The organism is Pseudomonas sp. DW-iso3 (assembly GCF_058725305.1).
On sequence record NZ_JBZXDZ010000009.1, the window covers coordinates 290,289 to 317,075 of the forward strand.

Genomic DNA, 26,787 nt, shown 5'->3' on the forward strand with positions numbered 1-26,787 from the left:
ATCCCCCCTTAGAACACAGTGCAAAGAACTTCGCCGCCGACACCGGCAGCGCGCGCAGCACGATCCGTCATCACACCTTTGTTGGTGGAGACGATAGACACGCCCAGACCGCCACGAACTTTCGGCAGATCTTCAGCGGACTTGTACTGACGCAGGCCTGGACGGCTAACGCGCTTCACTTCCTCGATGACCGAACGGCCTTCGAAGTACTTCAGCTCGATGGACAGCAGAGCTTTAACATCGCTGCTGATCTGATAACCCGCAATGTAGCCTTCGTCTTTCAGGACTTTGGCAACAGCTACCTTCAACTTGGAAGATGGCATGCTTACGACGGACTTTTCAGCCATCTGGGCATTACGGATACGAGTTAGCATGTCCGCTAACGGGTCCTGCATACTCATGGGCTAGACGCTCCTAATACAAAAAAATTAGCCTTGCGGCTACATATGTCGCCGAGAATCTCCGGGTAAAAAACACGGGCTCAGGCGAGCCGCGTATTTTAGACACACTCCAGAAATGAAACAAGCCCCAAAAGGGGCTTGTTCCAGATTCAAGGTCACCGGCGGTCAGTATCTTGCGACATTGACCCCCTGGACGTTGAAAGTACTTACCAGCTGGCTTTAACCAGACCTGGTACGTCACCACGCATTGCCGCTTCACGCAGTTTGTTACGGCCGAGGCCGAACTTGCGGTAAACGCCGTGTGGACGACCGGTCAGGCGGCAGCGGTTACGCATGCGCGAAGCGCTTGCGTCACGTGGCTGCTTCTGCAGAGCAACTGTAGCTTCCCAACGCGCTTCTGGACTTGCGTTCAGATCAACGATGATTGCTTTCAGTGCTGCACGCTTCTTGGCGTACTTGGCAACCGTGAGCTGACGCTTCAGCTCGCGGTTTTTCATGCTCATCTTGGCCATGGTCCTACTCCAATCAGTTGCGGAACGGGAATTTGAAAGCACGCAACAGGGCGCGACCTTCATCATCGTTCTTGGCAGTGGTGGTCAGGGTGATGTCCAGACCGCGGAGAGCATCGATCTTGTCGTAGTCGATTTCCGGGAAGATGATCTGCTCTTTCACGCCCATGCTGTAGTTACCACGACCATCGAAGGACTTGGCATTCAGGCCGCGGAAGTCGCGGACCCGAGGCAGGGAGATCGACAGCAGACGATCCAGGAATTCGTACATACGCTCACGGCGCAGGGTCACTTTGACGCCGATCGGCCAACCTTCACGGACTTTAAAGCCAGCGATGGATTTCCGAGCGTAGGTCACAACGACTTTCTGGCCGGTGATCTTTTCCAGGTCAGCAACAGCGTGCTCGATGACTTTTTTGTCACCGATCGCTTCGCCCAGACCCATGTTCAGGGTGATTTTGGTAACGCGCGGAACTTCCATCACGTTCCCAAGCTTAAGTTCTTCCTTAAGCTTAGGGGCGATTTCCTTCCGGTAAATCTCTTGTAGTCGTGCCATGGTCTAATCTACCTAGCAGTGTTCAAGCATCAACCGCTTTTTGGGTCGACTTGAAGACACGAATTTTCTTACCGTCTTCTACTTTGAAACCAACGCGGTCAGCCTTGTTGGTTTCGCCGTTGAAGATGGCGACGTTAGAAGCGTCCAGCGGAGCTTCTTTCTCGACGATACCGCCCTGCACGCCCGACATCGGGTTAGGCTTGGTATGACGCTTGACCAGGTTCAGACCACCGATAACCAGACGGTTATTAGCGAGAACCTTAAGCACCTTACCGCGCTTACCTTTGTCTTTGCCGGCGATCACGATGATCTCGTCGTCACGACGAATCTTTTGCATGTCGGATCTCCTTACAGCACTTCTGGGGCGAGCGAGACGATCTTCATGAACTTCTCAGTACGAAGTTCACGGGTCACTGGCCCAAAGATACGGGTGCCGATCGGCTCTTGCTTGTTGTTCAGAAGAACAGCAGCGTTGCCATCAAAGCGGATAATGGAGCCATCAGCACGACGTACGCCGTGACGAGTGCGGACTACAACAGCAGTCATCACTTGGCCTTTTTTCACTTTACCGCGAGGAATTGCTTCCTTGACGGTAACTTTGATGATGTCACCGATACCAGCGTAACGACGATGGGAGCCACCCAGCACCTTGATGCACATAACACGGCGAGCGCCGCTGTTATCGGCCACATCGAGCATGGATTGAGTCTGAATCATATAATTTCTCCGACCCCTAGTCCTTAGACTTCCACAGCGCGTTCGAGAACATCAACCAGTGCCCAAGACTTGGTCTTGGCCAGCGGACGAGTTTCACGAATAGTGACTTTGTCGCCGATGTGGCACTGATTGGTTTCGTCGTGCGCGTGCAGCTTAGTCGAACGCTTAACGTATTTACCGTAGATCGGGTGCTTAACGCGACGCTCGATCAAAACGGTGATGGTTTTGTCCATCTTGTCGCTGACAACACGGCCAGTCAGCGTACGGACAGTCTTTTCGGCTTCAGCCATGATCACTTACCTGCCTGCTGGTTGAGCACAGTCTTCACGCGAGCGATGTCACGCTTAACTTGCGAGAGCAGATGAGACTGCCCCAACTGGCCAGTTGCTTTCTGCATACGCAGATTGAACTGGTCGCGCAGCAGGCCGAGCAGTTGCTCGTTCAGCTGCTGTGCGGATTTTTCACGAAGTTCATTCGCTTTCATCACATCACCGTCCGTTTAACAAAGGAGGTGGCGAGCGGCAGCTTTGCAGCAGCCAGGGCGAAAGCCTCACGCGCCAGCTCTTCAGAAACACCCTCGATTTCATACAGGACTTTGCCTGGCTGAATCTGGGCTACCCAGTATTCCACGTTACCCTTACCTTTACCCATCCGAACCTCGAGAGGTTTTTTGGAGATCGGCTTGTCCGGGAATACACGGATCCAGATCTTGCCGCCACGTTTTACGTGACGGGTCAGAGCACGACGCGCTGACTCGATCTGACGAGCGGTGAGACGACCACGAGCTACAGACTTCAGCGCGAACTCGCCGAAGCTGACTTTGCTACCGCGCTGAGCCAGACCACGGTTGTGGCCTGTCATCTGCTTGCGGAACTTCGTACGCTTAGGTTGCAACATTTGGCGTACCCCTTACTTAGCAGCTTTTTTACGAGGCGCTGGTGCTTGTGGTTTCAGTTCTTCTTGGCGACCACCAATTACTTCGCCTTTGAAGATCCAAACCTTTACACCGATCACACCGTAAGTGGTGTGAGCTTCGTAGTTGGCATAGTCGATGTCGGCACGCAGGGTGTGCAGTGGCACACGACCTTCGCGATACCATTCAGTACGTGCGATTTCAGCACCGCCGAGACGACCGCTCACTTGGATTTTGATGCCTTTGGCACCAATGCGCATGGCGTTCTGTACAGCGCGCTTCATAGCGCGACGGAACATTACGCGACGCTCCAGCTGCTGAGCTACGCTCTGCGCAACCAGCATACCGTCGAGCTCCGGCTTGCGGATCTCTTCGATATTGATGTGCACAGGCACACCCATTTGCTTGGTCAGGTCCTGACGCAGTTTCTCAACATCTTCACCTTTCTTCCCGATAACGATACCTGGACGAGCGGTGTGGATGGTGATACGTGCAGTTTGGGCCGGACGATGGATATCGATACGGCTTACGGACGCGCTTTTTAGTTTGTCTTGGAGATACTCACGCACCTTCAGATCAGCGAACAAATAGTCCGCATAAGTCCGACCGTCTGCGTACCAGACGGAGGTGTGCTCCTTGACGATTCCCAGGCGAATGCCAATGGGATGTACTTTCTGACCCATCTCTTCGACTCCGTTACTTGTCAGCAACCTTGACAGTGATATGGCAAGACCGCTTGACGATGCGATCAGCACGGCCTTTGGCACGTGGCATGATGCGCTTCAGCGAACGCCCTTCGTTGACGAAAACGGTGCTGACCTTCAGGTCATCAACGTCTGCGCCTTCGTTATGCTCGGCGTTGGCTACGGCCGACTCCAGCACTTTCTTCATGATCTCGGCGGCTTTCTTACTGCTGAAAGCCAACAGGTTGAGCGCTTCGCCCACCTTCTTCCCGCGGATCTGGTCGGCGACCAAGCGGGCTTTCTGGGCGGAGATTCGAGCGCCCGACAACTTAGCGGCTACTTCCATTTCCTTACCCCTTAACGCTTGGCTTTCTTGTCTGCCACGTGCCCACGATAAGTGCGGGTACCGGCAAACTCGCCTAGTTTGTGGCCGACCATGTCTTCGTTCACGAGAACTGGGACGTGCAAGCGACCGTTGTGTACAGCGATGGTCAGACCGACCATTTGTGGCAGGATCATCGAACGACGCGACCAGGTCTTAACTGGTTTGCGATCGTTCTTTTCCGCCGCCACTTCGATCTTCTTCAGTAGGTGAAGATCAATAAAAGGACCTTTTTTCAGAGAACGTGGCACTGTCGTATCCCTCTATTTACTTGCGACGACGGACGATCATTTTGTCGGTACGCTTATTACCACGAGTCTTCGCGCCCTTAGTCGGGAAGCCCCATGGCGATACCGGATGACGACCACCAGAGGTACGACCTTCACCACCACCGTGTGGGTGGTCAACCGGGTTCATGGCAACACCACGAACGGTTGGGCGAACGCCACGCCAGCGTTTGGCACCAGCTTTACCCAACGAACGCAGGCTGTGCTCGGAGTTCGAGACTTCGCCCAGGGTCGCACGGCATTCAGCCAGCACTTTACGCATCTCACCAGAACGCAGACGCAGGGTCACGTAGACACCTTCACGAGCGATCAGCTGAGCCGAAGCACCAGCGGAACGAGCGATTTGCGCGCCTTTACCTGGCTTCAATTCGATGCCGTGTACGGTGCTACCAACTGGAATGTTGCGCAGTTGCAGAGCGTTGCCCGGCTTGATCGGTGCCAAGGCACCTGCGATCAGCTGGTCGCCAGCGCTCACGCCTTTAGGGGCGATGATGTAGCGACGCTCGCCATCTGCGTACAGCAGCAGAGCGATGTGAGCAGTACGGTTTGGATCGTATTCGATACGCTCGACAGTGGCAGCGATGCCATCTTTGTCGTTGCGACGGAAATCAACCAGACGATAATGCTGCTTATGGCCACCACCGATGTGACGAGTGGTAATACGACCATTGTTGTTACGACCACCAGACTTCGATTTTTTCTCGAGCAGCGGTGCGTGAGGAGCGCCTTTATGCAGCTCCTGGTTGACCACCTTGACCACAAAACGGCGGCCAGGGGAAGTCGGTTTGCATTTAACGATTGCCATGATGCACCCCTTCCTTACTCAGCACTGCTGCTGAAATCGAGATCTTGGCCTGGCTGAAGGGAGATAACTGCCTTCTTCCAGTCATTACGCTTGCCCAGACCGCGAGCAGTGCGCTTGCTCTTACCCAGAACATTCAGGGTAGTAACACGCTCTACTTTCACGCTGAACAGGCTTTCGACGGCCTTCTTGATTTCCAGCTTGGTTGCGTCAGTTGCAACCTTGAAAACGAACTGGCCTTTCTTGTCAGCCAGAACCGTAGCCTTTTCGGAAACGTGCGGGCCAAGCAGAACTTTAAATACGCGTTCCTGGTTCATCCCAGCAGCTCCTCGAATTTCTTCACGGCCGACACGGTGATCAACACCTTGTCGTATGCGATCAGACTAACTGGATCGGAACCTTGCACGTCACGTACATCAACGTGTGGCAGGTTACGAGCAGCCAGGTACAGGTTCTGATCAACAGCTTCAGACACGATCAAAACATCGGTCAGGCTCATGTTGTTCAGTTTGCCCAGCAGATCTTTGGTTTTCGGGCTTTCAACAGCGAAGTCCTGAACCACGACCAGACGGTCAGTACGCACCAGTTCAGCAAGGATGGAGCGCAGAGCTGCGCGGTACATCTTCTTGTTGAGCTTCTGCGAGTGATCCTGCGGACGAGCTGCGAAAGTGGTACCACCGCCACGCCAGATTGGGCTACGGATAGTACCGGCACGAGCACGGCCAGTACCTTTCTGACGCCAAGGGCGCTTACCGCCACCACGTACGTCGGAACGAGTCTTTTGCTGCTTGCTACCTTGACGGCCGCCGGCCATGTAGGCCACGACTGCTTGGTGAACCAGCGTCTCGTTGAATTCGCCGCCAAATGTCAGTTCGGAAACTTCGATCGCTTGAGCGTCATTTACATTTAATTGCATGTCAGCTTCCCCTTAACCGCGAGCCTTGGCCGCTGGACGTACAACCAGGTTGCCGCCAGTAGCGCCAGGAACAGCACCCTTGACCAACAACAGATTGCGTTCAGCGTCGACGCGCACTACTTCGAGGGACTGCACGGTCACGCGCTCAGCGCCCATATGACCGGACATTTTTTTGCCCTTGAATACACGACCAGGAGTCTGGCACTGGCCAATAGAGCCCGGGACGCGGTGGGAGACGGAGTTACCGTGAGTGTTGTCTTGGCCACGGAAATTCCAACGCTTGATCGTACCCTGGAAGCCTTTACCTTTGGACTGACCGGTTACATCAACCAGTTGACCAGCAGCGAAGATTTCAGCGTTGATCAGATCGCCAGCCTGGTAGTCGCCGTCTTCGAGACGGAACTCCATAACAGTGCGACCAGCTGCAACGTTTGCTTTAGCGAAGTGACCTGCTTGAGCAGCAGTCACACGCGAAGCACGACGCTCGCCGACAGTGACTTGCACTGCACGATAGCCATCGGTTTCTTCAGTTTTGAACTGGGTGACGCGATTCGGCTCGATCTCAATGACCGTGACCGGAATGGAGACACCTTCTTCGGTGAAAATACGGGTCATACCGCATTTACGACCGACTACACCAATAGTCATGTTGTAAACCTCATGAGTGTACGGGGCTTTCACCCGCTATGGCCGCCCATTTCAGAGCGTTACACGACTAAGACCCAAGTCTTAGCCGAGGCTGATCTGTACTTCCACACCGGCCGCCAGATCGAGCTTCATAAGTGCATCAACGGTTTTATCCGTTGGCTGGACGATGTCCAGTACGCGCTTATGAGTACGGATCTCGTACTGGTCACGCGCGTCTTTGTTGACGTGCGGGGAGACCAGAACGGTGAACCGCTCTTTACGGGTAGGCAGTGGAATTGGACCACGCACTTGAGCACCAGTACGTTTCGCGGTTTCCACGATTTCCTGGGTGGATTGGTCGATCAGGCGATGGTCAAAAGCCTTCAACCTGATACGGATTTGCTGATTTTGCATTGGATTTCAGACTCCGGCTGCTATTCCCAGCGAGCGCAATACGCCCGTTAAAAGGAGGCGCAATTCTATAGACGGCCCTGATAGGTGTCAACCCAATAAAAAAGGCCCCCGCTGAGCGGGGGCCTTTTCAAAACATCAGAGCTATCTCAGAAGAGATAATTACTCGATGATTTTAGCTACAACGCCAGCACCAACGGTACGGCCGCCTTCACGGATAGCGAAGCGCAGGCCGTCTTCCATAGCGATGGTTTTGATCAGGGTAACAGTCATTTGAATGTTATCGCCTGGCATTACCATTTCTACGCCTTCTGGCAATTCGCAGTTACCGGTCACGTCAGTAGTACGGAAGTAGAACTGTGGACGGTAGCCTTTGAAGAACGGAGTGTGACGACCGCCTTCTTCCTTGCTCAGAACGTAAACTTCTGCGGTGAACTTGGTGTGCGGCTTAACCGAACCTGGCTTAACCAGAACCTGGCCACGCTCAACGTCGTCACGCTTGGTACCACGCAGCAGAACGCCGCAGTTCTCGCCAGCACGACCTTCGTCGAGCAGTTTACGGAACATTTCAACACCGGTGCAGGTGGTGACGGTGGTGTCACGCAGACCAACGATTTCCAGTGGATCCTGAACGCGAACGATACCGCGCTCGATACGACCAGTCACAACAGTACCACGACCGGAGATCGAGAATACGTCTTCGATTGGCATCAGGAACGGCTTGTCGGTCAGACGAACTGGCTCTGGGATGTAGGAATCCAGAGTTTCAACCAGCTTACGAACGGCAGTGGTGCCCATTTCGTTGTCGTCTTTGCCTTCCAGAGCCATACGAGCAGAACCGATGATGATCGGAGTGTCGTCGCCTGGGAAGTCGTAAGTGCTCAGCAGATCGCGCACTTCCATCTCAACCAGTTCCAGCAGCTCAGCGTCGTCTACCAGGTCAGCCTTGTTCAGGAAGACCACGATGTACGGAACGCCTACCTGACGGGACAGCAGGATGTGCTCACGGGTTTGTGGCATCGGACCATCAGCGGCCGAGCAAACCAGGATAGCGCCGTCCATCTGGGCAGCACCAGTGATCATGTTCTTCACATAGTCAGCGTGACCTGGGCAGTCAACGTGAGCGTAGTGACGAATAGTCGAGTTGTACTCAACGTGCGCGGTGTTGATGGTGATACCACGAGCTTTTTCTTCTGGTGCGCTGTCGATCTTGTCGAAGTCAACACGAGCCGAACCGAAAACTTCGGAGCAAACGCGAGTCAGAGCAGCAGTCAGAGTGGTTTTACCGTGGTCAACGTGACCGATGGTGCCAACGTTGACGTGCGGTAGGGAACGATCAAATTTTTCTTTAGCCACGACAATTAACTCCTTGCCTAAAGGACTGAATCAGCCTTGTTTTTTGGATACAGTTTCAGCGATGTGCGCCGGAGCTGTGTTGTATTTTTTGAATTCCATAGAGTAGCTTGCGCGACCCTGGGACATGGAGCGAACGTCGGTCGCATAACCGAACATCTCACCCAACGGAACCTCGGCGCGAATCACTTTGCCGGAAACCGTGTCTTCCATACCCAAGATCATGCCGCGACGACGGTTAAGGTCGCCCATGACATCACCCATATAGTCTTCAGGTGTAACAACTTCTACCGCCATGATTGGCTCAAGCAACTCACCACCGCCCTTCTGGGCCAGTTGCTTGGTTGCCATGGAAGCAGCCACCTTAAACGCCATCTCGTTGGAGTCGACGTCGTGGTAAGAACCGTCAAAAACGGTTGCTTTCAGGCCGATCAGCGGATAGCCGGCAACAACACCGTTCTTCATCTGCTCTTCGATACCCTTCTGGATAGCAGGGATGTATTCCTTAGGAACAACACCACCTACTACTTCGTTCACGAATTGCAGACCTTCCTGACCTTCGTCAGCAGGCGCAAAACGGATCCAGCAGTGACCGAACTGACCACGACCGCCGGACTGACGAACGAACTTGCCTTCGATTTCGCAATTCTTCGTGATGCGCTCACGATAGGAAACCTGAGGCTTACCGATGTTGGCTTCGACGTTGAACTCACGGCGCATCCGGTCAACCAGGATGTCCAGGTGAAGCTCGCCCATGCCAGAGATGATCGTTTGACCAGTCTCTTCATCAGTCTTGACGCGGAAAGATGGATCTTCCTGAGCAAGTTTGCCCAGAGCGATACCCATTTTTTCCTGGTCATCCTTGGTCTTAGGCTCTACGGCAACCGAAATAACCGGCTCCGGGAAGTCCATGCGAACCAGGATGATTGGCTTGGCAGCGTCGCACAAAGTCTCACCAGTGGTGACGTCCTTCATGCCGATCAGGGCCGCGATGTCACCAGCGCGCACTTCCTTGATCTCTTCACGGGCGTTTGCGTGCATTTGCACCATACGACCCACGCGCTCTTTCTTGCCTTTAACCGAGTTGATCACGCCGTCGCCGGAGGCCAACACGCCCGAGTAAACGCGGACGAAGGTCAAAGTACCCACGAATGGGTCGGTTGCGATCTTGAACGCCAAAGCCGAGAACGGCTCGCTGTCATCGGCGTGACGCTCCATCTCTTCTTCCTCGTTATCCGGGTTGGTACCCTTGATAGCAGGAATGTCGGTTGGAGCCGGCAGGTAGTCGATAACGGCGTCGAGAACCAGGGGAACACCCTTGTTCTTGAAGGAAGAACCACAAACAGCCAAGACGATCTCACCAGCGATAGTACGCTGACGCAGAGCAGCCTTGATTTCCACGTTGGTGAGTTCTTCACCTTCGAGGTACTTGTTCATCAGCTCTTCGCTGGCTTCGGCAGCAGCCTCAACCATGTTGTTACGCCACTCGTCAGCCAGTTCCTGCAGCTCTGCAGGGATAGGCTTGCGAACAGGAACCATACCTTTGTCGGAATCATTCCAGTAGACCGCTTCCATGTTGATCAGATCGATCTGACCCTGGAAGTTGTCTTCGGAACCGATAGCCAATTGGATTGGCACCGGGGTGTGACCCAGACGCTGCTTGATCTGACCGATCACGCGCAGGAAGTTGGCGCCAGCACGGTCCATCTTGTTTACGTAAACAAGACGTGGAACACCGTACTTGTTGGCTTGACGCCATACGGTTTCCGACTGCGGCTCAACACCCGAGGTACCGCAGAACACAACGACAGCGCCGTCGAGTACGCGCAGGGAACGTTCAACTTCAATGGTGAAGTCTACGTGGCCCGGGGTATCGATTACGTTGAAACGGTGCTCGTCTTTGTACTGCTTCTCGGAACCTTTCCAGAAGGCGGTAATAGCAGCAGAAGTAATGGTAATACCACGCTCCTGCTCCTGAACCATCCAGTCTGTGGTCGCGGCGCCGTCATGCACCTCGCCCATTTTGTGACTTTTGCCGGTGTAAAACAGTACGCGCTCAGTGGTGGTGGTTTTACCAGCATCCACGTGAGCAACGATACCGATGTTACGGTAGCGGCTAATCGGAGTAGTACGAGCCATAAAGCCCTCGCAAAATTAGTGAAGCTAAGATTAGAAGCGGTAGTGCGAGAAAGCTTTGTTAGCTTCAGCCATACGGTGCACGTCTTCACGCTTCTTAACAGCAGCACCTTTACCTTCAGCAGCGTCCAACAGCTCGCCGGCCAAACGCAGAGCCATAGACTTCTCGCCGCGCTTACGGGCGAAGTCTACCAACCAGCGCATTGCCAGAGCGTTACGACGGGACGGGCGAACTTCGACCGGAACCTGGTAAGTAGCACCGCCTACACGGCGCGACTTCACTTCGACCAGCGGAGCGATGGCGTCGAGAGCTTTCTCGAAGATTTCCAGGGGATCGCTGTTCTTGCGTTCTTTAACCTTTTCCAGCGCGCCATAAACGATACGCTCGGCAACGGCTTTCTTGCCGCTTTCCATCACGTGGTTCATGAACTTGGCCAGGATTTGGCTTCCGTATTTTGGATCGTCAAGCACTTCGCGCTTGGCTGCTACGCGTCTTCTTGGCATGGATAAGCCCTCAAACGGTCTTCAGGTTCGCTCGGAATCGGTGCCCTTTCGGGACGCCTCCGACCTTACTCTTATCGACTCAGAAAATAAGATGATTCAGTGTTACAAAAAGCCGCTACTACTTAGGCTTCTTGGTACCGTACTTCGAACGACCCTGGTTACGACCTTTAACGCCGGAAGTATCCAAGGAGCCGCGTACGGTGTGGTAACGAACACCTGGCAAGTCTTTTACACGACCGCCGCGGATCAGTACCACGCTGTGCTCTTGCAGGTTGTGACCTTCACCACCGATGTACGAGGAAACCTCGAAACCGTTGGTCAGGCGCACACGGCATACTTTACGCAATGCCGAGTTAGGTTTTTTCGGCGTAGTGGTATACACGCGAGTGCATACGCCACGACGTTGCGGGCAGTTCTGCAGCGCAGGTACGTCGGATTTCTCGACGATACGCTTACGCGGCTGACGTACCAGCTGGTTGATAGTTGCCATCTACTAGCTCCACTGTTGTCTTGCGACGCTATTGTCTTGCAAGAAAAGCAAAATGGCAGGAACGAATTCCCGCCAAATTTAGGGGTACAAGAGTCTAAAGAGGATCTTGTCCCCAGTCAAGGCAAGGCCCCGACCTCCCCTCTCATCGAACCGGGACAAAACTGCCTCGATCCGACGAATGGGGGCTGCCAGGGCCCGGTCTTATTTATCGCAGAACTCAGTTACCGCTAGAGTTCAGCGCTTCGGTCAGTGCAGCTTCCACTTCACTGGCGCTTACGCGCAACGGTTTGTCAGCATCACGGCGACGCTTACGCTCGCTGTGGTAAGCCAAACCGGTACCGGCTGGGATCAGACGACCCACAACCACGTTTTCTTTCAGGCCGCGCAGGTAATCGCGCTTGCCGGTTACCGCTGCTTCGGTCAGTACGCGAGTGGTCTCCTGGAAGGAGGCCGCCGAGATGAACGACTCAGTGGACAACGACGCCTTGGTGATACCCAGCAACACGCGAGTGAACTTGGAGACAAATTTGTCTTCCGCGGCCAGACGCTCGTTTTCCACCAGTACGTGAGTCAGTTCCATCTGGTCGCCCTTGATGAAACTGGAATCGCCGGATTCAGCGATTTCAACTTTACGCAGCATCTGACGCAGGATCGTCTCGATGTGCTTATCGTTGATCTTCACGCCTTGCAGGCGGTAAACGTCCTGGATCTCGTTAACGATGTACTTGGCCAGCGCACTCACACCCAGCAGACGCAGGATGTCGTGTGGATCGCTTGGGCCGTCGGAGATAACTTCGCCGCGGTTTACCTGTTCGCCTTCGAAGACGTTGAGGTGACGCCACTTCGGAATCAGCTCTTCGTACGGATCGCTACCGTCGTTCGGTGTAATAACCAGACGGCGCTTGCCTTTGGTTTCCTTACCGAATGCGATGGTACCGCTGACTTCAGCCAGAATCGACGCTTCTTTCGGACGACGCGCTTCGAACAAGTCGGCAACACGCGGCAGACCACCGGTGATGTCACGGGTCTTCGAAGTTTCTTGCGGGATACGCGCGATAACATCACCGATCGCGATCTTCGCACCATCCGCTACACCGACCAGGGCGTTGGCTGGCAGGAAGTACTGAGCGATTACGTCAGTGCCTGGCAGCAACAAGTCCTTGCCGTTGTCATCGACCATCTTCACGGCAGGACGGATGTCTTTACCGGCAGCTGGACGATCTTTCGCATCGAGTACTTCAATGTTGGTCATACCGGTCAATTCGTCAGTCTGACGCTTGATCGTGATGCCTTCTTCCATGCCCACGTAGGTCACGGTACCTTTCATTTCGGTAACGATTGGGTGAGTGTGCGGATCCCACTTGGCCACGATTGCGCCAGCGTCGACCTTGTCACCTTCTTTAACCGAAATCACAGCACCGTACGGCAGCTTGTAACGCTCGCGCTCACGACCGTAGTCATCAGCGATTGCCAGCTCACCGGAACGGGACACAGCAACCAGGTGGCCATCCACTCGCTCAACGTGTTTCAGGTTGTGCAGACGGACAGTACCGCCATTCTTCACCTGAACGCTGTCAGCTGCGGAGGTACGGCTTGCCGCACCACCGATGTGGAACGTACGCATGGTCAGCTGGGTACCCGGCTCACCGATGGACTGGGCAGCGATAACGCCGACCGCTTCACCGATGTTCACCTGGTGACCACGAGCCAAGTCACGGCCGTAGCACTTGGCACAAATGCCGTAGCGGGTTTCGCAGCTGATCGGCGAGCGAACGATCACTTCGTCGATGCTGTTGAGTTCGATGAACTCGACCCACTTCTCGTCTACCAGGGTACCGGCAGGAACGATAACTTCCTCGGTGCCTGGCTTGAATACGTCACGGGCAATCACACGACCCAATACGCGCTCACCCAGCGGCTCTACAACGTCACCGCCTTCAATGTGCGGAGTCATCAGCAGGCCGTGCTCGGTGCCGCAATCGATCTCGGTGACAACCAGATCTTGTGCAACGTCTACCAGACGACGAGTCAGGTAACCGGAGTTAGCGGTTTTCAACGCGGTATCCGCAAGACCCTTACGAGCACCGTGAGTGGAGATGAAGTACTGAAGTACGCTCAAACCTTCACGGAAGTTCGCAGTAATCGGCGTTTCGATGATGGAACCGTCCGGCTTGGCCATCAGGCCACGCATACCGGCGAGCTGACGGATCTGCGCAGCAGAACCCCGTGCGCCCGAGTCGGCCATCATGTACATCGAGTTGAAGGACTCTTGGTCAACTTCGTCGCCGTGACGGTCGATGACTTTCTCTTTCGAGAGGTTGGCCATCATCGCCTTGGAAACTTCGTCGTTCGCCTTCGACCAAAGGTCGATTACCTTGTTGTACTTCTCGCCCTGGGTTACCAGGCCGGAGGCGTACTGGCTTTCGATCTCTTTCACTTCGTCGGTGGCAGCACCGATGATGCGGGCTTTTTCATCCGGGATAACGAAGTCGTTAACACCGATGGAAACGCCGGAAATGGTCGAGTAAGCAAACCCGGTGTACATCAACTGGTCAGCGAAGATCACGGTCTCTTTCAAACCAACCACGCGGTAGCACTGGTTGATCAGCTTGGAGATCGCCTTTTTCTTCATCGGCAGGTTGACGACGTCGTACGACAGGCCTTTTGGTACAACCTGATACAACAGCGCACGGCCGACGGTGGTGTCGACAATACGGGTGTTGGTCACGCTGCCGCCATCACGGTCGTTGACGGTTTCGTTGATCCGCACTTTGACCTTGGCGTGCAGTGCGGCTTCGCCGGCACGGAACACACGGTCAACTTCTTGCAGGTCAGCGAACACACGACCTTCGCCCTTGGCGTTGATCGCTTCACGGGTCATGTAGTACAGACCCAATACAACGTCCTGCGACGGAACGATGATTGGCTCACCGTTGGCTGGCGACAGAATGTTGTTGGTCGACATCATCAACGCGCGCGCTTCCAACTGGGCTTCCAGTGTCAGCGGTACGTGCACGGCCATTTGGTCGCCGTCGAAGTCGGCGTTGTACGCAGCACAGACCAGCGGGTGCAGCTGGATAGCCTTACCTTCGATCAGTACCGGTTCAAACGCCTGGATACCCAGACGGTGAAGGGTCGGTGCACGGTTGAGGAGAACCGGGTGTTCGCGGATCACTTCAGCGAGAACGTCCCAAACCTCTGGCAGTTCGCGCTCGACCATTTTCTTGGCCGCTTTGATGGTGGTCGCGAGACCGCGCATTTCCAGCTTGCCGAAGATGAACGGCTTGAACAGCTCCAGAGCCATCTTCTTAGGCAGACCGCACTGGTGCAGACGCAGGGTCGGGCCTACGGTAATTACCGAACGACCGGAGTAGTCAACACGCTTACCGAGCAAGTTCTGACGGAAACGACCTTGCTTACCCTTGATCATGTCAGCCAGGGATTTCAGAGGACGCTTGTTGGAACCAGTGATAGCGCGGCCACGACGACCGTTGTCGAGCAAGGCGTCGACCGCTTCTTGCAACATACGCTTTTCGTTGCGCACGATGATGTCCGGCGCGGACAGATCGAGCAGGCGCTTCAAGCGGTTGTTACGGTTGATCACGCGGCGGTACAGGTCGTTGAGGTCGGACGTCGCGAAACGACCACCGTCCAACGGTACCAGCGGACGCAGGTCTGGCGGCAGAACCGGCAGAACGGTCAGCACCATCCACTCTGGCAAGTTGCCGGAACCCTGGAAGGCTTCCATCAACTTCAGACGCTTGGACAGCTTCTTGATCTTGGTTTCGGAGTTGGTTTGCGGAATTTCTTCACGCAGACGGCCAATCTCGTGCTCCAGGTCGATAGCGTGCAGCAGTTCGCGGACAGCTTCGGCACCCATGCGGGCATCGAAATCGTCGCCGAACTCTTCCAGCGCTTCGAAATACTGCTCGTCGTTCAGCAGCTGACCTTTTTCAAGGGTGGTCATGCCTGGATCGATAACGACATAGCTCTCGAAGTAGAGAACGCGTTCGATATCACGCAGAGTCATGTCCATCAGCAAGCCGATACGGGACGGCAGCGATTTCAGGAACCAGATATGGGCAACTGGCGAAGCCAGTTCGATGTGCGCCATGCGCTCACGACGAACCTTGGCCAGTGCAACTTCAACGCCGCACTTCTCGCAGATCACACCACGGTGCTTCAAGCGCTTGTACTTACCGCACAGGCACTCGTAATCCTTTACCGGGCCAAAGATCTTGGCGCAGAACAGGCCGTCACGCTCAGGTTTGAACGTACGGTAGTTGATGGTTTCCGGCTTTTTAACTTCACCGAACGACCACGAACGGATCATCTCAGGCGATGCCAATCCAATACGGATGGCGTCGAACTCTTCGACTTGACCCTGGTTTTTCAGCAAATTCAGTAGGTCTTTCAAGGCCTTTCCTCCTGGCGGAGCAGAGAGCGGGCTAAACGGCCCCGCTCTCGATTCGCGTCACGTGTTATTCGGTTTCCAGATCGATATCGATGCCGAGGGAACGAATTTCTTTGATCAACACGTTGAAGGACTCGGGCATGCCCGGCTCCATACGGTGATCGCCGTCCACGATGTTTTTGTACATCTTGGTCCGGCCGTTCACATCGTCCGACTTCACTGTGAGCATTTCTTGCAGAGTGTAAGCAGCACCGTATGCTTCCAGTGCCCAGACCTCCATCTCCCCGAAACGCTGACCACCGAACTGAGCCTTACCACCCAGCGGCTGCTGGGTAACGAGGCTGTACGAACCGGTAGAACGAGCGTGCATCTTGTCGTCTACCAAGTGGTTCAGCTTCAGCATGTACATGTAGCCAACAGTAACCGGGCGCTCGAACTTGTTGCCGGTACGGCCGTCGAACAGCTGCATCTGGCCGCTTTCTGGCAGGTCTGCCAGTTTCAGCATGGCCTTGATTTCGCTTTCCTTGGCACCGTCGAACACCGGGGTAGCCATTGGAACGCCGCCGCGCAGGTTCTTCGCCAGATCCAGGATTTCCTGGTCGGAGAAGGTGTCCAGCTCTTCGTTGCGACCGCCGATCTCGTTGTAGATCTCGTGCAGGAACTTACGCAGGTCTGCGACCTTGCGCTGCTCTTCGATCATACGGTTGATCTTCTCGCCCAGACCTTTGGCCGCGAGGCCCAGGTGGGTTTCAAGGATCTGACCAACGTTCATACGCGAAGGTACGCCCAACGGGTTGAGGACGACGTCGACCGGGGTGCCATTGGCATCGTGCGGCATGTCTTCAACCGGCATGATCACGGAGACCACACCCTTGTTACCGTGACGACCAGCCATCTTGTCGCCCGGCTGGATGCGGCGACGGATTGCCAGGTAAACCTTGACGATTTTCAGCACGCCTGGAGCCAGGTCATCGCCCTGCTGCAGTTTGCGCTTCTTGTCTTCAAACTTGTCGTCCAGCAGACGGCGACGATCAACGATGTAGGCCTGAGCCTTCTCGAGCTGCTCGTTCAGAGCATCTTCAGCCATGCGCAGTTTGAACCACTGGCCGTGCTCAAGACCGTCGAGGATTTCGTCGGTGATGTCCTGACCTTTCTTCAGACCTGCGCCGCCTTCAGCCTTGTGGCCTACCAGGGCGGAACGCAGACGTTCGAAGGTCGCGCCTTCAACGATACGGAACTCTTCGTTCAGGTCCTTGCGGATCTCGTCGAGCTGGGTCTTCTCGATGGACAGTGCACGAGCATCACGCTCAACGCCGTCACGGGTGAAGACCTGTACGTCGATGACAGTACCCTTGGTACCGGTAGGCACACGCAGGGAGGTGTCTTTAACGTCGCTGGCTTTTTCACCGAAGATGGCACGCAGCAGTTTTTCTTCCGGAGTCAGTTGAGTCTCGCCTTTCGGGGTGACCTTACCTACCAGGATGTCGCCTGCGCCTACTTCAGCACCTACGTAAACGATACCGGCTTCGTCCAGCTTGTTCAGTGCAGCTTCACCCACGTTCGGGATGTCTGCAGTGATTTCCTCAGGCCCAAGCTTGGTGTCACGTGCCACACAGGTCAGTTCCTGAATGTGGATCGTGGTGAAGCGGTCTTCTTGAACAACACGCTCGGACAGGCAGATGGAGTCTTCGAAGTTGAAGCCGTTCCATGCCATGAACGCGATACGCATGTTCTGGCCCAGAGCCAGCTCACCCATATCGGTGGACGGGCCATCAGCCATGATGTCGCTGCGCTGAACGCGATCACCCTTGCTCACCAGCGGACGCTGGTTGATGCAGGTGTTCTGGTTCGAGCGGGTGTATTTGGTCAGGTTGTAGATGTCGACACCGGCTTCGCCAGTTTCTACTTCGTCATCGGCAACACGAACCACGATACGGCTGGCATCAACGGAATCGATCACGCCGCCACGACGAGCCACGACGCAAACGCCGGAGTCACGAGCTACGTTACGCTCCATGCCGGTACCTACCAGCGGCTTGTCGGCGCGCAGGGTCGGTACAGCTTGACGCTGCATGTTGGAACCCATCAACGCACGGTTGGCGTCATCGTGCTCCAGGAACGGGATCAGCGACGCTGCAACCGACACTACCTGCTTCGGCGACACGTCCATCAAGGTGACGTCTTCCGGCGCCTTGACGGTGAACTCGTTCAAGTGACGAACAGCTACCAGCTCGTCGACCAGGACTTTCTTGTCGTTCATCGTGGCCGAAGCCTGAGCGATCACGTGATCAGCTTCTTCGATGGCGGACAGGAACACGATCTCGTCGGTGACCAGAGCGTCTTTCACCACGCGGTACGGGCTCTCGAGGAAGCCGTACTGGTTGGTGCGCGCATAAGCGGCCAGGGAGTTGATCAGACCGATGTTCGGACCTTCCGGCGTTTCGATCGGGCAAACACGACCGTAGTGCGTCGGGTGTACGTCACGAACTTCAAAGCCAGCACGCTCACGGGTCAGACCGCCCGGGCCCAGTGCAGATACACGGCGCTTGTGGGTGATCTCGGAGAGCGGGTTGTTCTGGTCCATGAACTGGGAAAGCTGGCTGGAACCGAAGAACTCTTTCACCGCCGCAGCCACTGGCTTGGCGTTGATCAGGTCTTGCGGCATCAGGCCTTCGCTTTCAGCCATCGACAGACGCTCTTTGACCGCACGCTCAACACGTACCAGGCCAACGCGGAACTGGTTCTCGGCCATTTCGCCTACACAGCGAACACGACGGTTACCCAGGTGGTCGATGTCATCGACGATGCCTTTGCCGTTACGGATGTCGACCAGGGTCTTCAGTACCGCGACGATGTCTTCCTTGCACAGCACGCCCGAACCTTCGATCTCGGTACGACCGATACGACGGTTGAACTTCATCCGGCCGACCGCAGACAGGTCATAGCGCTCAGGGCTGAAGAACAGGTTGTTGAACAGGGTTTCGGCAGCGTCTTTGGTTGGTGGCTCACCAGGACGCATCATGCGATAGATCTCGACCAGCGCTTCCAATTGGTTGCTGGTGGAGTCGATCTTCAGCGTGTCGGAAATGAACGGACCGCAGTCGATGTCGTTGGTATACAGGGTCTCGATGCGAACAACCTGAGCCTTGGCGATTTTGGCCAGGATTTCGGTGTTCAGCTCGGTGTTGCACTCAGCCAGGATTTCGCCTGTAGCTGGGTGAACGATGACCTTGGCGGTCGTGCGGCCAAGGACGTAGTCCAGAGGCACTTCCAGCTCTTTGATACCGGCTTTTTCGATCTGGTTGATGTGGCGCGCAGTGATACGACGGCCAGCTTCAACAATGACCTTGCCCTTTTCATCCTGAATGTCCAGGACAGCAATTTCACCACGCAGACGCGAAGCAATCAGCTCCAGCTTGAGGGTTTCATCCTTCAGGCTGAATACGTTGGTGGTGTAGAAGGCGTCCAGCACTTGCTCAGTGGTGTAGCCGAGCGCGCGCAGCAGTACCGAGGCCGGCAGCTTGCGACGACGGTCGATACGCACGAACACGCAGTCTTTCGGATCGAACTCGAAGTCCAACCACGAACCACGGTAAGGAATGATCCGCGCGGAGTACAGGAGCTTACCAGAGCTGTGCGTCTTGCCGCGGTCGTGGTCGAAGAACACGCCCGGGGAACGGTGCAGCTGGGAAACGATCACACGTTCGGTACCGTTGATAACGAAGGTACCGTTCTCAGTCATCAGTGGGATTTCGCCCATGTAGACTTCTTGCTCTTTGATGTCCTTGATCGCTTTGTTCGACGATTCTTTGTCGAAAATGATCAGACGGACTTTTACCCGCAAAGGTACGGCGTACGTAACACCGCGCAACACGCATTCTTTGACATCAAATGCCGGTTCGCCCAGGCGATAACCGACGTACTCCAGCGCAGCATTGCCGGAGTAGCTGATGATCGGGAAAACGGATTTGAAGGCCGCATGCAGGCCCACGTCGCGGAACTGATCTTTGGTCGCTCCCGCCTGCAAGAATTCACGATACGAATCCAGCTGGATAGCCAGAAGGTACGGGACATCCATGACGTCCGGCAACTTGCTAAAGTCCTTGCGGATACGTTTTTTCTCAGTATATGAGTAAGCCATCAGCGTTCCCCAGCTTGGTCACCTGCTTGTTTGGCCCCCCCGACGGGAGCAGCCAGAAAATCTCGCAAACCCCATGGTTTGCACCACCGCATCGGGTGGCTACAGCGCGTTAATGGCGGCGACCGAGTCGTCAGCCAAGAACGGAAAAAGGCCGGTGGCAAGAGCCACCAGCCATCAGCCTTCAGCTTAACGCTTGGGCTGGAGACGCAAGGTCGATGCTTACTTCAGCTCGACTTTAGCGCCTGCTTCTTCCAGTGCTGCTTTGGCTTTGTCAGCTGCGTCTTTGGTAACAGCTTCCAGAACCTGGGCAGGAGCGCCGTCAACTACAGCCTTGGCTTCTTTCAGGCCCAGACCGGTCAGTTCACGTACTGCCTTGATCACGTTTACTTTCTTCTCGCCAGCTTCCAGCAGCATGACGTTGAATTCGGTTTGCTCTTCAGCAGCAACAGCAGCAACAGCTGGGCCAGCGGAAGCAGCGGCAGCGGAAACGCCGAATTTTTCTTCGAAAGCTTTGATCAGCTCAACAACCTGCAGAACCGACATTTCAGCTACGGCGTTGAGGATATCGTCTTGGGAGATAGACATTGCTGTATTTCCTGAATTGGGGGACGGCCTACTCGGCCATCGAAATAAACAAAAATACGCGAGAGAAGTCGCTCAGCCTTAGGCTGCGGCAGCTTCTTTTTGCTCGCGAACTGCGGCCAGAGTACGAGCCAGCTTGCTGGTAGCGCCTTGAATCACGCTCATCAGCTGCGAAATGGCTTCGTCGCGGGTCGGCAGTGTTGCCAGTACGTCGATTTGGTTAGCTGCGAGGAACTTGCCCTCGAACGCAGCTGCCTTGATCTCGAACTTTTCCTGACTCTTGGCGAATTCTTTGAACAAACGGGCAGCAGCGCCTGGATGTTCTTTGGAGAACGCGATCAGAGTCGGGCCGGTGAACACGTCGTTGAGGACACTGTATTCAGTGTCAGCAACAGCGCGCTTGAGCAGGGTGTTACGTACAACACGTACGTATACGCCAGCTTCACGAGCCTCTTTACGGAGTCCGGTCATAGCGCCTACTGTCACACCACGGGCATCAGCCACGACAGCGGACAGAGCAGCTTTGGCAGCCTCGTTGACTTCAGCGACGATGGCCTTCTTGTCTTCGAGATTAATTGCCACGGGTTTAACTCCTGCTTGTTACCGTTTCATCTGGCCGGAGCCGGATGTCGTTTTGGTGTCTGATTCGGTAAGGAACCGGGAGCACCATCTGCGTAGGCTTGTGGTTTAAGACTTGCGCCGCCTACGGTCTTGGATAGCCCCCGCCAGGCAGGGACCCCAATTTTTTCAATTGGCGCGATCGCTCGCGCCAATCTGTGTCTTATACGTCCAGCGAACCTTGGTCGATGACCAGACCTGGGCCCATAGTGGTGCTCAGGGTAACGCGCTTGACGTAGATACCTTTCGAGGAAGCTGGCTTGATACGCTTCAGATCAGCGATCAGGGCTTCAACGTTTTCCTTCAGCTTGACGGCGTCGAAGCCGACCTTGCCAACGGAGGTGTGAATGATGCCGTTTTTGTCGGTGCGATAACGAACCTGACCAGCCTTGGCGTTTTTAACCGCGGTGGCTACGTCTGGCGTTACAGTGCCGACTTTAGGGTTAGGCATCAGACCACGTGGACCGAGGATCTGACCCAACTGACCCACAACGCGCATTGCATCCGGGGAAGCAATAACGACGTCGTAGTTCAGGTCGCCGCCTTTCATTTCGGCAGCCAGGTCGTCCATGCCAACGCGATCAGCGCCGGCGGCCAGAGCAGCTTCAGCTGCCGGGCCTTGGGTGAAGACAGCTACACGTACAGTCTTGCCAGTACCGTGTGGCAGCACAGTTGCGCTACGAACGACCTGGTCGGATTTACGTGGGTCAACGCCCAGGTTTACAGCAACGTCAACGGACTCGCTGAACTTGACAGTCGACAGCTCGGTCAGCAGAGCAGCAGCGTCTACAAAATTGTAGGACTTGCCCGCTTCGATTTTGCCGGCGATAGCCTTTTGACGCTTGGTCAGCTTAGCCATTACACACCCTCCACGTTAAGGCCCATGCTACGAGCAGAACCGGCGATGGTACGCACGGCTGCATCCATATCAGCTGCAGTCAGATCCGCGTTTTTGGTTTTCGCGATTTCTTCCAGCTGAGCACGAGTTACGGTGCCAACCTTAACGGTGTTAGGACGAGCGGAACCGCTAGTCAGACCAGCAGCTTTCTTCAGCAGAACCGAAGCCGGGGTCGACTTGGTTTCGAAAGTGAAGCTACGGTCGCTGTATACAGTGATGATCACTGGAGTCGGCAGACCTGGCTCAAGACCCTGAGTACGGGCGTTGAAGGCCTTGCAGAATTCCATGATGTTCACGCCGTGCTGACCCAGAGCTGGACCAACAGGTGGACTTGGGTTGGCCTGAGCGGCCTTCACTTGCAGCTTGATGTAAGCGGTAATCTTCTTGGCCATGAGGCACTCCAATTACGGGTTCAAGCGCCTCGAAAGGCTCCCCGGTTACTTGCGCGTTTATCCCAGTGACGACAAAACCCCACAGCCTAAGGCTGCGGGGTTGGGATGCTTGCTCAGCTAGACCTTCTCGACCTGGCTGAACTCCAGCTCTACCGGAGTAGAGCGACCGAAAATGAGCACCGCCACTTGGATCCGGCTCTTTTCGTAGTTAACTTCTTCGACAGTACCGTTGAAATCAGCAAACGGACCATCTGTGACACGAACAACCTCACCCGGCTCGAACAACGTCTTCGGCTTAGGCTTGTCGCTACCATCAGCAACGCGGCGCAGAATCGCTTCTGCTTCTTTGTCAGTGATAGGAGCAGGCTTATCAGCGGTACCGCCAATGAAACCCATGACACGAGGGGTATCCTTGACCAAGTGCCAAGTACCTTCATTCATGTCCATCTGAACCAGCACATAGCCTGGGAAGAACTTGCGTTCACTCTTGCGCTTCTGGCCATTCCGCATTTCAACCACTTCTTCAGTGGGAACCAGAATTTCGCCGAAACCATCTTCCATGCCTGCCAGCTTTACGCGCTCTAGCAAAGAGCGCATAACATGCTTCTCGTAACCCGAGTAAGCATGCACAACGTACCAACGCTTAGCCACGGGACACCCTTAGCCAACAATCAAGGAAACAAGCCAGCCGAGCAGGGAATCAAGCCCCCACAACAGCAACGCCATAACCAGAACAACAGCCACAACGATCAACGTGGTCTGCGTGGTTTCTTGGCGAGTCGGCCAAACGACTTTACGAATTTCGGTGCGAGCTTCCTTTACCAGGACCGCGAAAGACTTGCCTTTGGCAGTCTGCAGGCCTACAAAGGCAGCAACAGCAGCAAGAGCAAGCAAAGCGAGCACGCGGTACAGGATCGGCGAAGCAGAATAGTACTGATTGCCAACAACGCCTACGACCACCAAGGCGACTACAGCGAGCCACTTGACCAGATCGAAACGAGAGCTTTGAGCTTCAGCCTTAGGAGTCATCTATGAAGATCCTGTGAAAAGAAAGCCAGATACACCACGTGAATCTGGCAGGTCAGGAGGGAATCGAACCCCCAACCTACGGTTTTGGAGACCGTCGCTCTGCCAATTGAGCTACTGACCTAAAACAAAATCAGGCCGACCATTATGCAGGCCTGAAAAAGACTTTACAACAACCAACCCCACTAGACTTGAAATCACCTAACCATAAGAGCCAGATACACACCAACAAGCCGAGGCAGCTGTTAAAACAAAGGCAGATATTTTCATATCTGCCTTGTCATATGGAGCTCTTGAGCGGATTTGAACCGCTGACCTCACCCTTACCAAGGGTGTGCTCTACCAACTGAGCTACAAGAGCGAAACATCTTGCACAACCTGCAAACTTGGAGCGGGTAGCGGGAATCGAACCCGCATCATCAGCTTGGAAGGCTGAGGTTCTACCACTAAACTATACCCGCGGAGCTTGCAGCTCACGCTAAAAATGGTGGAGGGGGAAGGATTCGAACCTTCGAAGTCGTAGACGTCAGATTTACAGTCTGATCCCTTTGGCCGCTCGGGAACCCCTCCTAAGCGAGCCGGCATTTTACATCACGCCGGCCTTCTGTCAAGCATTTTCTCATTTAAAAATATGAGGTTAGCTGCGTTGACCTTCGCTTCACGCTGTAGGCCTTAAAGGTCTTCACTGCGAAGCGGGCGCCATTCTATGCAAACTATTCGAGAGATGCAACGCCTTCGCACAACATTATTTTATGTTTTAACTCATTGAATTCCTTAGCAAGGTTTTCAAATGGCAGATCCTCAGCCAGGCGTCGGCTTTCAGGGGCTACACGCAGCCAATAGCCGGAAGCATCGACAGTATTCAGCAATTGAACCTTGACCTTTATATCCAGGCTCGTGAGCCGCTGCTCAACGGCCTGCGCCTGTCGCTGGTCCGCAAAGCCACCAATGTACAAACACGTATTTTGCGCATCAGCTGCCTTTGCACGCTCTTTGCGCGCTACAACGTCAGAGGATTCGCTGAGCAGTCGGATGTCCTGTTGCGACCCCTTGTAAAGGCTCAGGGGCGTGACATCTTTGGCGCGCAACGGTGCTTCTTGTTGATGCCAAATGTAATAGAAGGCGTTGAGGACGAGTAAAAGCAAAAACAACCAACGCATAATCACCTCAGGACAAAGGGCAAGCCATCGCCAAACCGACAAAAACCAGATCTGGAACGAGTCTGGCCTGCGGGACTGCATCTACCACCAAATCGGCGTCCCCTCCGGTGAGAAAAACAGTGAAATCATCACCCCAGTAGCTTCGCGCCAACTCCAACTGAGTCAGTACGAACCCTCTCAGCATAAGCGTACAACCTCGTTCCACGGCCTCAGCAGTCGTACGACCTGGAGAGAGTCGTTCCATCGCCCTTTCAGCAGCAGCGTCGTCGTAGCGTATCTTGCGTGTATGAGTTCGCAACTGGTTGCGCATGAGCGGCATACCCGGGCAAATGAAACCGCCAAGGTGCTCACCGTCCGCGGCAATAAAATCCGCCGTGGCTGCCGTACCAAAATCAAGCACCAAGCAAGCGCCGCGTGCCAGCTTGAATCCACCGAGCATTGCCAACCAGCGATCAAGGCCCAGACGCTCAAAATCTTCGTAGCCGTTGCGCACTCCTGCCATCTCACGCGCAGGCACAGCACAGGAAACAGCAACCCCGAAAGCCTCATGCAGTGCCTCGACCAGTTTGCTTGTTTCTTCCAGGGCACGAACACTCACCAATCGGCAACGCGTTAGCAACAGTCCGGGAAGCGCCACAAGGCTGTCAATCAATGCCAGGTCTGAACCGACAACCCCTTCCGCCGACGCACGCGTATCACCGACATCAAGCACACGCCACTTGATAAAGCTATTTCCGCAGTCGAGCTCAAGAATCATCACGCAACCTCAGGCTTAGCTCACCACCACTGTATATTTTCTCAACACCATCAACACTCAAGCGCAATGCCCCCTGGTGATCGACCCCCAGTACAACTCCATCAATTTGGTGGACACCCGCAATAAGGGATACCGGACGCCCCTGCCAAGCGTGATTCTGCTCCCACTCTTCTTGAAGCGCGATAAAACCGCCCAGGCGGTGCCGCTCAAGGTAGTCTTGCAACTGCAACCCCAATCGCGCCACCAAAGCGTTACGATCCACCGGAGAGCCTGTCTGTAACTGAAGTGAAGTCCATTGCTGGTCCACATCGTCGGCTCTCTGCATATTCACGTTGATGCCTATTCCAAGGACAACGTGACAGATATCCGCAGGGTCACCGACCAACTCCAGCAAAATGCCGGCAATCTTCTTCTGACCCACCAGAACATCGTTAGGCCATTTCAGCGCTGCCCCCTGCACACCAGACTCGCGCAAGGCCTGCATGACCGCCAAGCCCACAACCAGGCTCAGCCCCTCCAACTGCCGAAGCCCCGACTCGATGCGCAATACGAGGCTGTAATACACATTCTGCGCAAATGGACTCACCCACTTCCGCCCCCTCCGCCCCCGGCCGGCCGTTTGCTGCTCCGCAAGCACTAGAAACGGCGCCTCGCACCCGGCACCAACAAGACGCAAGGCTTCAGCATTTGTGGAGTCAATGGAGTCAGATATATGAATGGGCCACACCAAGGAGGGCGCATTCAGCGCAATATCTTCAGCAGTCAAGAACACCAGCGGTGACGCCAACTGGTACCCCTTCCCTCGCACCTTATGTATGGGCAGATTCAATTCTGCTTCCAGGTGCTGGAGTTGCTTCCAGACAGCACTGCGGCTAACACCAAGGGCGGCGCCCAGCGCTTCCCCCGAGTGGAATCGGCCATCTTTCAGAAGTTTTAACAGCGTCAGCATGCAAATATCGCCTCACAATGAGGCACGCATGATAGCCATGCGCAGGGTCATTGCATAGAAACGCAGGACTTTAGCACTGAAGGTCGCCGAAAAATGGACATTTCCATGCTTTTCGACCGCCCAAAACAAAACCCCATCTGCTTTCGCAGATGGGGTTTCGGAA

General features: G+C 55.0%; 31 protein-coding genes and 4 tRNA genes. All 35 read right to left on the bottom strand.

Features of this window, described 5'->3' with window-relative positions:
• Positions 1–8: 8 nt before the first annotated feature.
• The 35 genes from rpsH to birA all read right to left on the bottom strand — a co-directional run bounded on the left by rpsH (position 9) and on the right by birA (position 26,624).
• The gene (gene rpsH, locus AC4PS7_RS25530; protein ID WP_010206883.1) at positions 9–401 is read right to left on the bottom strand and encodes a 30S ribosomal protein S8; all 393 of its coding nucleotides are present in this window, start codon (positions 399–401) and stop codon (positions 9–11) included.
• Between the two features lie 206 nt (positions 402–607).
• Positions 608–913 (bottom strand): 30S ribosomal protein S14, encoded by a 306-nt coding sequence (gene rpsN / locus AC4PS7_RS25535; protein ID WP_003176414.1) that lies wholly within the window; start codon positions 911–913, stop codon positions 608–610.
• Between the two features lie 13 nt (positions 914–926).
• Positions 927–1,466 (bottom strand): 50S ribosomal protein L5, encoded by a 540-nt coding sequence (rplE, locus tag AC4PS7_RS25540; protein WP_003194642.1) that lies wholly within the window; start codon positions 1,464–1,466, stop codon positions 927–929.
• Between the two features lie 22 nt (positions 1,467–1,488).
• Complete coding sequence (gene rplX, locus AC4PS7_RS25545) at positions 1,489–1,803, bottom strand: 50S ribosomal protein L24 (protein ID WP_003176416.1); 315 nt, start codon at positions 1,801–1,803, stop codon at positions 1,489–1,491.
• Between the two features lie 11 nt (positions 1,804–1,814).
• A complete protein-coding gene (gene rplN / locus AC4PS7_RS25550) occupies positions 1,815–2,183 on the bottom strand; it encodes a 50S ribosomal protein L14 (protein WP_002555479.1) in 369 nt (122 codons plus the stop codon).
• A gap of 23 nt (positions 2,184–2,206) precedes the next feature.
• Complete coding sequence (rpsQ, locus tag AC4PS7_RS25555; RefSeq protein ID WP_003176419.1) at positions 2,207–2,473, bottom strand: 30S ribosomal protein S17; 267 nt, start codon at positions 2,471–2,473, stop codon at positions 2,207–2,209.
• Between the two features lie 2 nt (positions 2,474–2,475).
• A complete protein-coding gene (rpmC, locus tag AC4PS7_RS25560; RefSeq protein ID WP_002555481.1) occupies positions 2,476–2,667 on the bottom strand; it encodes a 50S ribosomal protein L29 in 192 nt (63 codons plus the stop codon).
• Positions 2,667–3,080, bottom strand: a complete 414-nt coding sequence (gene rplP, locus AC4PS7_RS25565) for a 50S ribosomal protein L16 (RefSeq protein ID WP_003176421.1) — start codon at positions 3,078–3,080, stop codon at positions 2,667–2,669. Before rplP ends, rpmC begins: the two co-directional genes overlap by 1 nt.
• 12 nt (positions 3,081–3,092) lie before the next feature.
• Entirely contained in the window at positions 3,093–3,779 is a 687-nt protein-coding gene (gene rpsC / locus AC4PS7_RS25570) for a 30S ribosomal protein S3 (protein WP_003176422.1), read from the bottom strand.
• Between the two features lie 13 nt (positions 3,780–3,792).
• Entirely contained in the window at positions 3,793–4,125 is a 333-nt protein-coding gene (gene rplV, locus AC4PS7_RS25575; RefSeq protein WP_003103908.1) for a 50S ribosomal protein L22, read from the bottom strand.
• An 11-nt stretch (positions 4,126–4,136) separates the two neighbouring features.
• A complete protein-coding gene (gene rpsS, locus AC4PS7_RS25580; RefSeq protein WP_003232420.1) occupies positions 4,137–4,412 on the bottom strand; it encodes a 30S ribosomal protein S19 in 276 nt (91 codons plus the stop codon).
• A 16-nt stretch (positions 4,413–4,428) separates the two neighbouring features.
• The gene (gene rplB, locus AC4PS7_RS25585; RefSeq protein WP_003186055.1) at positions 4,429–5,253 is read right to left on the bottom strand and encodes a 50S ribosomal protein L2; all 825 of its coding nucleotides are present in this window, start codon (positions 5,251–5,253) and stop codon (positions 4,429–4,431) included.
• Between the two features lie 14 nt (positions 5,254–5,267).
• Entirely contained in the window at positions 5,268–5,567 is a 300-nt protein-coding gene (gene rplW / locus AC4PS7_RS25590; protein ID WP_002555488.1) for a 50S ribosomal protein L23, read from the bottom strand.
• Positions 5,564–6,166: a 50S ribosomal protein L4 gene (gene rplD / locus AC4PS7_RS25595; protein ID WP_003176424.1), complete on the bottom strand. Its 603-nt coding sequence runs from the start codon at positions 6,164–6,166 to the stop codon at positions 5,564–5,566. The genes rplW and rplD overlap by 4 nt, the downstream gene beginning before the upstream one ends.
• Before the next feature lie 12 nt (positions 6,167–6,178).
• Positions 6,179–6,814, bottom strand: coding sequence for a 50S ribosomal protein L3 (rplC, locus tag AC4PS7_RS25600; protein WP_003194649.1), 636 nt, complete (start codon positions 6,812–6,814; stop codon positions 6,179–6,181).
• A gap of 81 nt (positions 6,815–6,895) precedes the next feature.
• Positions 6,896–7,207, bottom strand: a complete 312-nt coding sequence (rpsJ, locus tag AC4PS7_RS25605; RefSeq protein ID WP_003186070.1) for a 30S ribosomal protein S10 — start codon at positions 7,205–7,207, stop codon at positions 6,896–6,898.
• A gap of 159 nt (positions 7,208–7,366) precedes the next feature.
• Positions 7,367–8,560: an elongation factor Tu gene (gene tuf / locus AC4PS7_RS25610; RefSeq protein ID WP_010206920.1), complete on the bottom strand. Its 1,194-nt coding sequence runs from the start codon at positions 8,558–8,560 to the stop codon at positions 7,367–7,369.
• A 30-nt stretch (positions 8,561–8,590) separates the two neighbouring features.
• A complete protein-coding gene (gene fusA, locus AC4PS7_RS25615) occupies positions 8,591–10,696 on the bottom strand; it encodes an elongation factor G (RefSeq protein WP_010206921.1) in 2,106 nt (701 codons plus the stop codon).
• Positions 10,697–10,726: 30 nt separating this feature from the next.
• Entirely contained in the window at positions 10,727–11,197 is a 471-nt protein-coding gene (gene rpsG / locus AC4PS7_RS25620; RefSeq protein WP_002555493.1) for a 30S ribosomal protein S7, read from the bottom strand.
• Between the two features lie 118 nt (positions 11,198–11,315).
• Positions 11,316–11,687 (bottom strand): 30S ribosomal protein S12, encoded by a 372-nt coding sequence (gene rpsL, locus AC4PS7_RS25625; RefSeq protein WP_002555494.1) that lies wholly within the window; start codon positions 11,685–11,687, stop codon positions 11,316–11,318.
• 217 nt (positions 11,688–11,904) lie between these two features.
• Entirely contained in the window at positions 11,905–16,104 is a 4,200-nt protein-coding gene (rpoC, locus tag AC4PS7_RS25630) for a DNA-directed RNA polymerase subunit beta' (RefSeq protein ID WP_010206924.1), read from the bottom strand.
• Positions 16,105–16,168: 64 nt separating this feature from the next.
• The gene (gene rpoB, locus AC4PS7_RS25635) at positions 16,169–20,242 is read right to left on the bottom strand and encodes a DNA-directed RNA polymerase subunit beta (RefSeq protein ID WP_010206926.1); all 4,074 of its coding nucleotides are present in this window, start codon (positions 20,240–20,242) and stop codon (positions 16,169–16,171) included.
• A 219-nt stretch (positions 20,243–20,461) separates the two neighbouring features.
• Entirely contained in the window at positions 20,462–20,827 is a 366-nt protein-coding gene (gene rplL, locus AC4PS7_RS25640; RefSeq protein WP_021492993.1) for a 50S ribosomal protein L7/L12, read from the bottom strand.
• Positions 20,828–20,905: 78 nt separating this feature from the next.
• Positions 20,906–21,406, bottom strand: coding sequence for a 50S ribosomal protein L10 (rplJ, locus tag AC4PS7_RS25645; RefSeq protein ID WP_010206364.1), 501 nt, complete (start codon positions 21,404–21,406; stop codon positions 20,906–20,908).
• 199 nt (positions 21,407–21,605) lie between these two features.
• Positions 21,606–22,301 (bottom strand): 50S ribosomal protein L1, encoded by a 696-nt coding sequence (gene rplA, locus AC4PS7_RS25650; protein ID WP_003176434.1) that lies wholly within the window; start codon positions 22,299–22,301, stop codon positions 21,606–21,608.
• On the bottom strand, positions 22,301–22,732 hold the full coding sequence (gene rplK / locus AC4PS7_RS25655) for a 50S ribosomal protein L11 (RefSeq protein ID WP_003176435.1): 432 nt from the start codon (positions 22,730–22,732) through the stop codon (positions 22,301–22,303). The genes rplA and rplK overlap by 1 nt, the downstream gene beginning before the upstream one ends.
• Positions 22,733–22,849: 117 nt before the next feature.
• Entirely contained in the window at positions 22,850–23,383 is a 534-nt protein-coding gene (gene nusG / locus AC4PS7_RS25660) for a transcription termination/antitermination protein NusG (RefSeq protein WP_003176436.1), read from the bottom strand.
• A gap of 9 nt (positions 23,384–23,392) precedes the next feature.
• Positions 23,393–23,761 (bottom strand): preprotein translocase subunit SecE, encoded by a 369-nt coding sequence (gene secE, locus AC4PS7_RS25665; protein ID WP_003194658.1) that lies wholly within the window; start codon positions 23,759–23,761, stop codon positions 23,393–23,395.
• A gap of 45 nt (positions 23,762–23,806) precedes the next feature.
• Positions 23,807–23,882, bottom strand: a tRNA-Trp gene (locus AC4PS7_RS25670).
• Between the two features lie 161 nt (positions 23,883–24,043).
• Positions 24,044–24,119: transfer RNA gene (locus tag AC4PS7_RS25675), tRNA-Thr, on the bottom strand.
• Positions 24,120–24,145: 26 nt separating this feature from the next.
• A tRNA-Gly gene (locus AC4PS7_RS25680) sits at positions 24,146–24,219 on the bottom strand.
• 24 nt (positions 24,220–24,243) lie between these two features.
• Positions 24,244–24,328, bottom strand: a tRNA-Tyr gene (locus tag AC4PS7_RS25685).
• Positions 24,329–24,471: 143 nt separating this feature from the next.
• Positions 24,472–24,918, bottom strand: a complete 447-nt coding sequence (locus AC4PS7_RS25690) for a hypothetical protein (RefSeq protein ID WP_010206929.1) — start codon at positions 24,916–24,918, stop codon at positions 24,472–24,474.
• Between the two features lie 7 nt (positions 24,919–24,925).
• Complete coding sequence (locus AC4PS7_RS25695) at positions 24,926–25,675, bottom strand: pantothenate kinase (RefSeq protein ID WP_010206930.1); 750 nt, start codon at positions 25,673–25,675, stop codon at positions 24,926–24,928.
• Positions 25,665–26,624, bottom strand: a complete 960-nt coding sequence (gene birA / locus AC4PS7_RS25700) for a bifunctional biotin--[acetyl-CoA-carboxylase] ligase/biotin operon repressor BirA (RefSeq protein WP_010206931.1) — start codon at positions 26,622–26,624, stop codon at positions 25,665–25,667. The genes AC4PS7_RS25695 and birA overlap by 11 nt, the downstream gene beginning before the upstream one ends.
• Positions 26,625–26,787 lie beyond the last annotated feature (163 nt).